Source organism: Acetobacterium sp. UBA5834 (assembly GCF_002435675.1).
Taxonomy (GTDB): domain Bacteria; phylum Bacillota; class Clostridia; order Eubacteriales; family Eubacteriaceae; genus Acetobacterium; species Acetobacterium wieringae.
Genome location: NZ_DJGY01000047.1, coordinates 74,746 through 86,729, shown reverse-complemented (window position 1 = coordinate 86,729; position 11,984 = coordinate 74,746). Strand labels below are relative to the sequence as shown.

The window sequence follows — 11,984 nt, the reverse complement described above, 5'->3', positions numbered from 1 at the left end:
AACCAACGTTATTTTTCACTCTTGTTCTCATTGTCCCTGGCAGCAGAAAATTTGCCGTTCATGGTTTCAACCAGCGTTTTCACTAGTTCCAGGCCAAAACTGAGATTGTTTGCCATTGTGACGCCGGTGGCATCGGTAAATAAAAAGGGGTCTGCCAAGCCATTTTTTAAGGGCGAAATTCCAGACGTTTTAACATTAAAATAAATCTTAAAAACTGATTTGTCGGTATTTTCCGGGGTAGCTTCAAGGAAAATCTTACCTTGCTCCAGGCATTTCATGGCGTTAAGAATTAAATAGGAGATGATTTGCTTGAGTCGTTGAGGATCACCAACGACAGTCGTTGGAATCTTGGGATGAATTGACAATTCGATGGCAATGTTATGACGCTTGGCGCTGGCGATCAAGGGGATGATTGCATCCTCGACGGTAGTGTGAAAATCAAAAACAATCACATCATGGCCAGTCTTGCTATCGTTTGTCAGAAGCCCATCAATCAGATTTCCCAGAAGTGAAGAGGAAAGATGGATATTCTCCAGACAGGTTTTCTGATCTGATCTGGAATTGGCTTTGCTCATTAACTCAAAAAACAGGAACAGACTTTCCAGAGGTTCCTTTAGTTCATTTGATAAAATCGATATCAATTGATTTTTTAAAAAGTTGGCGCTCTCAGCATCTTTTTTTGCCTGATAGAGTTCAGTCAAATCTTTACCACAACAAAAGATAAGTCCATCGACCCATTTAAACTGCCAGGTTACAAAAAGATAGGAGTCAAAATTGGAGTGTAGACGAGTGGTAAGCGTCAGTGATTCCTTTTCTCCAGTCAATTTTTTTAGGCCAAGAATCAAGTTGGGCACATCGTTGGGATGAACAAGATCAATGAGATTTTTGTCATAAAGATCTGGATTCAGGTAGCCCAGCTTCGTTTCCCAAACCTGATTTGTTTGTAAAATAGCCCCTCGTTCATCGGCAATGCAAAGAAATTCTGTACTGATGGTAAAAAATAAGTCAAGGAGTTGACGACTTTGTTTACTAAGCGAAAATAGATTGTTCATAGCAATACTCCTTCAGCAAGTAAGAAGATTCGATAATTCAGACGCCAGGTGACCAGGTGTTTTTGATTTTGACATTCCGTTCTTTAAATTCAGGAATAATCGTTTTGGTGTTCCCGATTTTGTCTTTGAAACGCTGGATAATTTCGAAATCATCACGAAAATGCATGGGAATGAGTACCTTGGGATGAAAGGTTTCGATAAAATATTCGCCCGCTTTGTAGAAGGAGTCGCCCAGACGGGGATCCACCGGAACAAAGGCGAATTCCATGGGCAGGTTCTTCATTTTTTCCAGTTCAGCTTTATAGTCCTTTTCTTCCTGTATCGGATCGATATTTGGTTTTTCATTGGTGTCCCAGTCCCACCAATTGAGATCCCCGGCGTGGAAAATCCGATGGGAATTGGTAGCAATATAAAATGAGATACCTTGATCAGTGGAACCAAAAGTTTTGATGTCCATCCCACCCAGCGACATGTGCTGGTAGGGGCCAATAGTATGGGTTTTATGAGTAGAGGCTTTGGGGATATCATCACTTAATATATAGGTAGGGTGATAAACCCGTTCGGTTGAAAAAATATCAGCGGTGTAGTGGTCGCCGTGACCATGAGACACAAAAAAATAATGAGGAAGTCCCTTGCGAAGGAGACTGGTTGGGATATGGGTAAAACAATCAAAGATCAGTGTTTTATCTGCTAATTGAATTAAAAAGCCGCTATGATGCAAATGGAAAATTTTCATATGTTACCTCTCTTGGATCTTTTTTATATCGAGTAATTGGTTAGTACTATATTACCCAAATATAATGCAATTATACTTCAAATTATACCGGAATCGATTAAAAATTTGAAAATAAACGGATAAACTTGAAAAATATTCGGGAAAATAAAAAAATAATCCGAACGTTTTAAATTCTATTGATATTATTGTTCGGAAATAGTAAAATAAGTTTATCATTTAAAAAGGTGGAAAAATTGTGATAAAACGAATTTTTGTAGAAAAAAAAGACGAATTTGAAGTAGAAGCCAAGTCGTTGACACATACCTTTCAACGGATTCTAAAGATTCAAAAGCTTGAATCCATGCGTATAGTATATCGATATGATGTCCAAGACGTGGCAGATGAGTTGTTTGATCAGATTATTAGCACTATTTTATCCGAACCCAATGTTGATCAGGTATTTGAAGACTGTCTTGAAACGAGAGTTGATGAAAAAATATTTGGAATTTCGTATCTACCTGGGCAATACGATCAGCATGCCGATTCCGCGATTCAGTGCATTCAGATCGTATCCGGTGAACGGGCTTTAGTTAAAGTCGCAAAAATTGTTGTACTCACAGGGGAATTAACTCAAAATGAATTTGAGAGTATTAAGCACTACATGATTAATCCAGTGGATTCTCAGGAAGCCAGTTTAGAACCTTTTACAACCCTGGCTGATGAGGTTCGTGAGCCAAATGATATCAAACCGCTGGATCGTTTTATCACGCTAAATGGTGATCAATTAGAAGCGTTTCGTCTGGATCACGGATTTGCCATGACAACTGAGGACATTATATTTGTTCAGAATTATTTTAATAAAGAAGAACAGCGGAATCCGACCATTACGGAATTAAAGGTAATTGATACCTATTGGTCGGATCATTGTCGTCATACGACTTTTTTAACTCAGATTAAGCAGGTGCAGTTTCTGGGCGATGACCCCATTTCACAGGCGATGAAACGGGCCTATGCTGATTATTGTCAGGCCAGAACGGATCTATACGGCGAAAATTCCGAACGACCAATGAGTCTGATGGATCTGGCGGTTATTGGTACCAAAGCACTTAAAAAAGCGGGGCGGATTCCAGATCTGGATGAATCAGAAGAAATCAATGCCTGTAGCATCAACATGGTTGTCGATCATGATGGTGTCGACGAAGAATGGCTACTGATGTTTAAAAATGAAACCCATAACCATCCCACCGAAATCGAACCGTTTGGCGGGGCTGCGACTTGTCTGGGTGGGGCTATCCGGGATCCACTTTCCGGTCGAAGTTATGTTTATCAGGCAATGCGGGTAACTGGTGCCTGGGATCCCCGGGCGGCCATTGAAGATACCTTACCGGGCAAATTGCCGCAACGTAAAATTTCGACGGAAGCGGCCCATGGATACAGTTCATATGGGAATCAGATCGGTTTGGCAACTGGTCAGGTAACGGAAGTTTATGATCTCGGTTTTCTGGCCAAGCGGATGGAAGTCGGGGCCGTGATTGCTGCGGCACCCAAAGAAAATGTCATCCGGGAACGCCCAGCTCCTGGCGATGTGGTGTTGCTAGTTGGTGGTCGGACTGGCCGGGATGGTTGCGGTGGTGCCACCGGTTCATCTAAGGCCCATACTGAAGAATCGATTCTGGAAAGTGGGGCTGAGGTTCAAAAAGGAAATCCCGTCGAAGAAAGAAAAATCCAACGCTTATTCCGCAGTAAAGAACTGGCGAATCTCATTAAACGTTGTAACGACTTTGGTGCTGGCGGGGTATCGGTGGCCATTGGCGAACTGGCAGATAGTCTGGAAATCGATTTGGATAAGGTGCCAAAAAAATATGAAGGCTTGGATGGCACCGAACTGGCCATTTCTGAATCCCAGGAACGAATGGCTGTGGTGGTCGATCCTAAAGATGTGGATACCTTTATTTCTATGGGAAAAGCTGAAAACCTGGAGATTACCCCAGTTGCCGTTGTCACCGATTCAGGTCGGTTGATCATGAAATGGCGGGGTGCAGAAATCTTGAATATTTCCCGATCCTTTCTTGAAACCAACGGTGCACCACAATTTATTGATGTGGTAGTTGAGTCACCAATAGAAATAGATAGCGCAATAAAAACAGCGGATCAAGACCCGAAAAAAGATGAACAATTCGATTTTATCAATCAAATGAAAGAGACGCTAAAAGATCTGAATGTAGCCAGTCAGCGAGGTATGGTGGAAATGTTTGACTCAACCATTGGCGCTGGCACTGTGGCGATGCCCTATGGCGGCAAAAACGCTTTGTCACCAATGGACGGGATGATCGCCAAGATTCCGATGATTCATGGCGACACTACCACCTGCAGCATGATGACCTTTGGTTACAATCCGACCATCGCCAAAAGCAGTCCCTTTCTAGGCGGGATGATGGGAGTGCTTGAATCGCTGTCCAAACTGGTTGCGATGGGGGGCGATTATAAAAAGGCCCGCCTCAGTTTCCAGGAATATTTTGAACGGTTGGGCAAAGAACCAATTAAATGGGGCCGCCCTTTTGCGGCGCTCTTAGGGGCCCATCAGGTTCAGACAGCCATGGGAACGCCAGCCATTGGTGGCAAGGATAGTATGTCAGGCAGCTTTGGCGAACTGACCGTTCCACCAACCCTGATTTCTTTTGCAGTGGCGACAACTCACGTGGAATCAGTGATAACCAGTGAACTCAAGTCCAGTGAGTCATTGTTACAATTGTTTAGTTTACCGTTAGATAAAAATGGAGTACCGGACTTAGTTGCGGTGAAAGCTGTTTATGATGTCATCATTAAAGCGAATCGGGAAGGCAAAATATTAAGCGCCAAAACAATCGGTTATGGCGGTTTGGCTGAAGCAGTGACAAAAATGGCATTTGGTAACGGCATCGGGGTTGACATCAATGATCGGATCGATCCCGCCTTCTTGTTTAAACCACTGTATGGCAGTATCTTGATCGAAAGTTTTGAAATTCTGGAGGGCTCAACCCCCATTGGCAAGACCACTGATAATAATAAAATTGTATTTGGCAGTGATGCCATCGCAATTAATGAATTGATCGAAGTCTGGGAAGCACCACTGCGGTCAGTTTATCCAGAAAAAGCAGAAATCAGTGGGGCCGTGGAAACCTTAAGCTTTAAGGTCACACCGATTGTATACCACAAAGATAAACTAGCCAAACCTCAGGTATTTATCCCGGTCTTCCCGGGAACTAACTGTGAATACGACTCGGTCAAAGCCTTTGAGAATGCCGGTGCAAAAGCGGTGACGACGATTTTCAGAAATCAGTCAGCGCAGGATATAATCAACTCCATTGACGAAATGGCGGCGCAGATCAGAGCATCCCAGATGATAATGATTCCTGGTGGGTTTAGTGCTGGGGATCAACCGAACGGTTCCGGTAAATTTATTGCCTCGGTTTTTAGAAATCCCAAGATGATGGATGCCGTCATGGATTTGCTCAATAACCGGGATGGGTTGGTATTGGGGATCTGTAATGGCTTCCAGGCCCTGATTAAGCTGGGACTGGTTCCCAATGGTGAAATCTGTGAAATTACCGAGGAGATGCCGACCTTAACCTTTAACACCATCGGCCGCCATGTGTCCACCATTCCGATGACTCGAATCAGCTCCAATCTGTCGCCCTGGTTGGCCAATACCAAGGTCGGGGATATTCATCGGATGCCCATGTCGCATGGCGAAGGTCGTTTTGTCGCCAGTGATGCGGTGCTGAAAATCCTCATCGAAAACGGTCAGATTGCTACCCAATATGTGGATTTTGAGGGTGCCGCCACCCTTGATGGCCGCTTCAATCCCAACGGTTCTGTTTATGCGGTTGAAGGCATCACCAGCCAGGATGGCCGGGTCCTTGGGAAAATGGGTCACTCCGAACGAATCGGCAAGAATCTCTATAAAAATATTCCCGGCAATATGGATCAGCAGATCTTTAAAGCTGGCGTCAATTATTTTAAATAAATTATAAATAAGAAAACTAGTGTTAGAAAATTTAAGAAGCAAACACGAAGGAGATTAAAAAATGAGTACACCAAAAGTTGCGGTTATCATGGGCAGTGATTCTGATTTTGAGATTGTCAAAAAATGTCTGATTGCGCTGGAGAAATTTGGCATTGAATATGATGTTCAGGTTATCTCAGCCCACCGCAATCCCCACAAAATCTTTGACTATGCCACTACTGCCGAAGATCGGGGGATTGAAGTTTTCATTGCGGCAGCGGGAAAAGCGGCCCACTTGCCGGGAGTTATCGCTGGGATCACACCACTTCCGGTCATTGGCATTCCGATTCAAACCTCTTTTCAAGGTGGACTGGATTCGCTCTTGTCAATCGTTCAGATGCCATCCGGCGTACCAGTGGCCACAGTCGCTGTCAATGGCGCCGAAAACGCCGGGATTTTAGCCGCTCAGATGCTGTCAATCAAATACCCGGAGATCCGCGAAAAAATGAAGGCTTTCAAAATTCAGTTAAACGACGAAGTTATTGCTAAAAATGAAAAGGTTCAGGAAATTTTATAAACACATCATCGATGCAAATCAAATTTTAAGGAGATTAAAATGGAAAAATTAGAACAGTTATACGAAGGTAAAGCCAAGAAAGTTTTTAAAACCGATAATCCCAACGAATTTATTATTGAGTATAAGGATGACGCGACTGCTTTTAACGGCGAGGTTAAAGGTAGCATTGGCGGTAAAGGGGTCATCAATAATAAAATGACCGGTGTTATCTTTACAATGTTGGAAGAAAAAGGTATCCCCACTCATTTTGTCAAAGTTCTCTCCGAAAACGAACAATTGGTTAAAGCGGTGACGATTTTTCCATTGGAAGTGATTATCCGTAACACCGCCGCTGGTTCTATTTGTAAACGCCTTGGTCTGGAAGAAGGTTTGAAATTAAAATCACCGATTTTTGAATTCTGCTATAAAAATGATGATTTTGGCGATCCGGTTATCAACGATGATCACGTCATCGCCATGGAATTGGCCACCGCTGATGAAATTGCAGTGATTCGCGACATGACCTTTAAAATTAATGAGATCTTAAAAGCGTATTTTCTGGAAAGAGGGATCAACCTGGTTGACTTTAAAATTGAGTTTGGTAAAACCAACGACGGACAAATTGTTCTGGCTGATGAAATCTCACCTGATACCTGTCGTTTTTGGGATGTAAAAACCAATGAAAAACTGGATAAAGACCGCTTCCGTAGAAACCTTGGCCATATCGAAGAAGCCTACGAAGAAATGCTAAAACGGGTTCAGGCATAAAAAATCACTCGTATCATATAAAAATTCAAGTGCGGGAAAAATAAAATCAAATACCTGGAGGATACACACACCAATGATAAATGACAAGTTTCGCGATGAATGTGGAATAATGGGGGCCTATCTCAAATCGAAAGAGAATAATTGTTCTTCCTATATCTATTATGGACTTTATGCGCTTCAGCACCGCGGTCAGGAAAGCGCTGGTATATCAGTTAACAAAGACGGAAAGATTTCGACCCACAAAGAAACGGGCCTGGTCTGTGATGCATTTAAAGGCAACGTATTAAAACAGCTTAAAGGTAATATCGGAATCGGTCACGTTCGTTATTCCACTTCAGGCGAAGATGGGGTCACAAATGCTCAACCATTAACGGTTAATCACAGTATGGGCCAAATAGCTTTGGCACATAATGGAAATCTCATCAATGATAGTGCTTTACGGAACATGCTGGAAGACTCTGGCGTTGTTTTTCAGACGACTATTGATACCGAGGTAATGGTCAACATTTTAGCCAGAGGCCTGCGCCACGGGATGATTGAAGCGATTCAACGAATGGTCGAAATCATCAAGGGGGCCTATGCTCTGGTAATCACGGTTGGCGATAAACTGGTGGGCGTTCGTGATCCCTATGGTTTGCGGCCGCTTTGTATTGGTAAGAAGGATGAAGATTATTTTCTGACATCGGAAAGCTGTGCCCTGGATGCGATTGGGGCGGAACTGGTTCGCGATGTTGAACCCGGCGAAATTGTTGTCATTGACGAAAATGGCTTAACCAGTTATGGCCAAAACAACTGGGTTAAAAAGAAAGCCTGTATTTTCGAGTTGATTTATTTTGCCCGTCCCGATTCGGTGATGGATGAAACATCTGTTTATGCGGCTCGTCATAAAGCTGGCGAAATTCTTGCCAAAGAGTCACCAGTTGAAGCCGATGTAGTCATTGGGGTGCCGGATTCAGGAATTGGCGCAGCCATCGGTTATGCTGAAGCATCAGGGATTCCCTATGGTGTCGGCTTGATTAAAAATAAATACATTGGCCGAACCTTTATTCAACCCAATCAGAAGTTGCGGGAAGAAGGGGTACGGATAAAACTCAACCCATTAAAAGAAACCATTAAAGGCAAACGGGTTATTATTATCGACGATTCCATCGTTCGGGGGACTACCTCTAAACGATTGGTTGAGATTTTAAGACAGGCTGGCGCAACCGAGGTTCATTTCCGGGTTACCAGTCCGCCAGTCGCCCATACTTGTCACTTTGGAATTGATACGCCGCGGCGAAAATACTTGATTGGTGCCAAGAAAACGGTCGAAGAAATCAGAGAAATTCTTGGTGCCGATTCGCTGGCCTATATTTCATTGGAGGGCTTAACCGAATCTGTCGGCGGTAAAACAACCTTCTGCCGGGCCTGCTTTGACGGGGAATATCCGATGGAAGTGCCAATTTTAAATGCCAACGACTAATTGGCAAGTGATGCTAGAAACTGGAACTAAAAATAGATGGAGGAAACATGTCAGAAAATCAGATAAAAACAGATGCCTATCGACAAGCCGGAGTGGACGTGGAGGCGGGTTACGAATCGGTTAAACTAATGAAGGCCGATGTCAAGCGGACCTTTAATGATCGGGTTCTTTCGCACCTGGGCGGATTTGGCGGGCTGTTCGAACTGCCCGCAGGTTATCAGAAACCAGTCCTGGTTTCCGGAACCGATGGCGTTGGTACCAAACTACGGCTGGCCTTTATGATGGATCGCCATGATACCATTGGCATCGACTGTGTGGCGATGTGTGTTAATGATATCTTGTGTCAGGGCGCCCAACCAATGTTCTTTTTGGACTACATTGCCTGCGGCAAAAACTATCCGCAAAAAATTGCCACCATTGTTAAAGGGATTGCTGAAGGTTGTATTCAGGGGAATATGGCCTTAATCGGTGGCGAAACGGCGGAAATGCCTGACATGTATGGCCTGGATGAGTATGATCTGGCCGGTTTTGCGGTGGGCATTGTTGAAAAAGATGATATTGTCACTGGTGCGAATATTGCTGAAGGGGATGTGTTGGTGGGGCTACCATCCTCCGGGGTTCACAGTAATGGTTTTTCGCTGGTTCGAAAGGTTTTATTCAAAGATCTGTCGCTGGACATCAATACCTATGTGGAGGATCTCGGTATGACCCTGGGTGAAGCCCTGCTGACACCGACCCGAATTTATGTAAAAGCCTTGGCCGATCTGATCAAACCATGCAAAATTAAGGGCATGAGCCATATCACTGGCGGCGGTTTCTATGAAAACATACCCCGGATGATTCCTGATGGACTTTGCGCCAAGGTCGATGCCAGTGTGATCGAAACCCTGCCGATTTTTAAATTTATCCAGGAAGCGGGAAAAATTGCCGCTGAAAGCATGTATGCCACCTTTAATATGGGGATTGGCCTGGTGGCTGTTCTGCCAGCTGACCAGGTTGAAGCCTTTCTATCCGGTTTAACTGCCAAGGGCGAAAAGCCGGTTATTCTCGGTTCCATTGTAAAAGGAGAGGAAAAAATCGAGCTATGTCTGTAAAAGCTTTAAAAAAAATCGGTGTGATGGTTTCCGGTGGCGGAACAAATTTTCAGTCCCTGATTGATACCATTCATCACAAATATGGTGAAATTGTGGTCGTTATTTCCAATAACCGCCATGCCTTTGGTCTGGAACGGGGAGAAGCCGCCGGGATTCCGGCAGTGGCCGTCAATCCCAAGGGTTATCCCAGTAATGAAGCCTTTGATCAAAAAATTGTCGAGATTTTAAGAGGCTATGATGTCGATCTGGTGGTGCTGGCCGGCTATATGAAAATTATTACCCCGGCCTTTGTGGAAGCTTACCCCAATGCCATTATTAACATTCATCCGGCCCTGATTCCATCTTTTTGCGGAGCCGGGTTTTATGGGATGCGTGTTCATCAAGCCGTCATCGATTATGGCGTGAAGGTCACCGGGGCAACGGTTCACTTTGTTAACAAAGTGGCAGATGGCGGCCCGGTAATTATGCAGGAAACTGTTATTGTTGCCGAAGACGACACCCCGGAATCGATCCAGCAAAAAGTTCTCAAAATTGAACACGAGCTTTTACCAAAAGCGGTGAAGGCGTTTTGTCTTGATCAATTGTCAGTGACAGGCCGAATTGTCAAAAATAAAACAGTATAGATTTGATAAAAAACACAGGGAACTTATTAGAGTTATAAATTTGGAGGAATAAAATGAGAGCATTGTTAAGTGTATCGGATAAACGTGGGATTGTCGAATTTGCAAAAAAACTGGCAGAAATGGGATGGGAAATCCTGTCTACCGGGGGAACCGCCAAAGCTCTACGAGAAGCAGGATTGACAATTACCGGCGTTTCCGAAGTGACCGGCTTTCCGGAATGTCTGGACGGACGGGTCAAAACCCTGCATCCGAAGATCCACGGTGGGATTCTGGGTATCCGCAATAATCCCGATCATCAGAAACAGATGGCAGAGCTTGAGATTACTCCCATTGATCTGTTGGTCATTAACCTCTACCCATTTAAGAATACGATTCTGAAAGAAGGGGTTGCCTTTGAAGATGCGGTCGAAAACATCGATATCGGCGGACCAACGATGTTGCGCTCGGCAGCCAAAAACTTCAATGACGTAACTGTCGTAGTCGATCCGGAAGACTATGCTGTAGTGCTCGCAGAACTGGAAGCAAACGGTCAAACAAACTATCAAACCCGCTATAAGCTGGCCTTAAAAGTGTTTGAAACGACCTCCAACTATGATACGATGATTGCTGACTACTTAAGAAAACGAATCGACGGGGAAGTCTTACAAGACACCATCACGATGACCTTTGAGAAGGTTCAGGATCTGCGATACGGTGAAAATCCCCACCAAAAAGCTGCTTTCTATGGCGAAGTCGTGCCGGTTAAAGGCGCTCTCACCGCTGCCAAACAACTTCAGGGCAAAGAACTTTCCTATAATAATATCAACGACACCAACGGGGCTATGGAAATCTTAAAGGAATATGGGGATGAACCCACCATCGTCGCGGTTAAGCATGCCAATCCCTGTGGCATTGCCAGCGACGAAAAAATTGCGATGGCTTATAAAAAAGCCCATGACAGCGATCCGGTTTCGATTTTTGGTGGCATTATTGCCTCGAATCGCTTGATTGATGAGGCCGCCGCCAAAGAAATGGTGGAAACATTCCTGGAAGTAATCGTTGCACCGGGATTTACACCAGAAGCTTTGACAGTGCTGGCCGCGAAACCAAATCTGCGCTTATTGGAGCTGGCCGACATCATTCACAACGAACCCAGTTATGAAGTCAAAAAAGTGATGGGTGGTCTGCTGGTTCAGGAACGTGATACCAGCTTGTATGATGAGTTAAAAGTCGTCACCAAACGTCAGCCCAGCGAAGCCGAAATGGCCGAATTGCTGTTTGCCTGGAAAGCGGTTAAAAACACCAAATCCAACGCCATCAGTCTGACTAAAAATAAATGTCTGATTGCCAACGGACCGGGCCAGGTCAATCGGGTCGGAGCCCTTGAAAATGCTATTCGACAGGCCGGCGAAAACGTCAGAGGCGCAGTGATGGCATCGGACGCCTTCTTCCCCTTTGACGACAGTGTCAAGGCTGCCGCCGCAGCCGGTATTACCGCCATCATCCAACCCGGTGGGGCTGGAAAAGATGCAGATTCAATCAAAGCCTGTGATGAGGCGGGGATTGCGATGGTGTTTACTGGCATGCGCCACTTCAAACACTAGTTTTGCGTCGATAATTGCCCGACTTCTGCGTTGGAGACGGTTTTGGCCTTGGTCACGTATTAATAGATACGCTCCCGTCGGCCAAAACCGTCTCCGCCTTGAATTCGAACAATTCTCTTTGCAAAACGAGGTGTTATAAAAAATGA

9 protein-coding genes are annotated in these 11,984 nt (G+C 44.6%); 7 read left to right on the top strand and 2 right to left on the bottom strand.

Annotation, left to right across the window (positions count from 1 at the left end):
- Positions 1 to 8: 8 nt before the first annotated feature.
- Together B3F51_RS09630 and B3F51_RS09625 are read right to left on the bottom strand one after the other, a co-directional pair.
- Positions 9 to 1,052 (bottom strand): PAS domain-containing sensor histidine kinase, encoded by a 1,044-nt coding sequence (locus B3F51_RS09630; RefSeq protein WP_286946773.1) that lies wholly within the window; start codon positions 1,050 to 1,052, stop codon positions 9 to 11.
- Positions 1,053 to 1,089: 37 nt separating this feature from the next.
- Entirely contained in the window at positions 1,090 to 1,788 is a 699-nt protein-coding gene (locus tag B3F51_RS09625) for an MBL fold metallo-hydrolase (RefSeq protein WP_070372086.1), read from the bottom strand.
- A 235-nt stretch (positions 1,789 to 2,023) separates the two neighbouring features.
- Here B3F51_RS09625 and B3F51_RS09620 point away from each other — a divergent pair, with 235 nt between their 5' ends.
- The 7 genes from B3F51_RS09620 (at position 2,024) to purH (ending at position 11,838) form a co-directional block, all read left to right on the top strand.
- Positions 2,024 to 5,773 carry a phosphoribosylformylglycinamidine synthase gene (locus tag B3F51_RS09620; RefSeq protein WP_286946772.1) on the top strand — a complete coding sequence of 1,250 codons (3,750 nt, stop codon included), beginning with the start codon at positions 2,024 to 2,026 and terminating at the stop codon, positions 5,771 to 5,773.
- A 61-nt stretch (positions 5,774 to 5,834) separates the two neighbouring features.
- A complete protein-coding gene (gene purE, locus B3F51_RS09615; RefSeq protein ID WP_228879449.1) occupies positions 5,835 to 6,329 on the top strand; it encodes a 5-(carboxyamino)imidazole ribonucleotide mutase in 495 nt (164 codons plus the stop codon).
- Between the two features lie 39 nt (positions 6,330 to 6,368).
- Positions 6,369 to 7,076, top strand: a complete 708-nt coding sequence (purC, locus tag B3F51_RS09610; RefSeq protein ID WP_286946769.1) for a phosphoribosylaminoimidazolesuccinocarboxamide synthase — start codon at positions 6,369 to 6,371, stop codon at positions 7,074 to 7,076.
- A gap of 73 nt (positions 7,077 to 7,149) precedes the next feature.
- Entirely contained in the window at positions 7,150 to 8,538 is a 1,389-nt protein-coding gene (gene purF, locus B3F51_RS09605; RefSeq protein WP_070372082.1) for an amidophosphoribosyltransferase, read from the top strand.
- 47 nt (positions 8,539 to 8,585) lie between these two features.
- Positions 8,586 to 9,632: a phosphoribosylformylglycinamidine cyclo-ligase gene (gene purM / locus B3F51_RS09600; RefSeq protein ID WP_250935647.1), complete on the top strand. Its 1,047-nt coding sequence runs from the start codon at positions 8,586 to 8,588 to the stop codon at positions 9,630 to 9,632.
- The gene (gene purN / locus B3F51_RS09595) at positions 9,623 to 10,255 is read left to right on the top strand and encodes a phosphoribosylglycinamide formyltransferase (protein WP_286946767.1); all 633 of its coding nucleotides are present in this window, start codon (positions 9,623 to 9,625) and stop codon (positions 10,253 to 10,255) included. The genes purM and purN overlap by 10 nt, the downstream gene beginning before the upstream one ends.
- 53 nt (positions 10,256 to 10,308) lie before the next feature.
- A complete protein-coding gene (gene purH / locus B3F51_RS09590) occupies positions 10,309 to 11,838 on the top strand; it encodes a bifunctional phosphoribosylaminoimidazolecarboxamide formyltransferase/IMP cyclohydrolase (RefSeq protein ID WP_148638339.1) in 1,530 nt (509 codons plus the stop codon).
- The last annotated feature ends 146 nt before the right edge of the window (positions 11,839 to 11,984 follow it).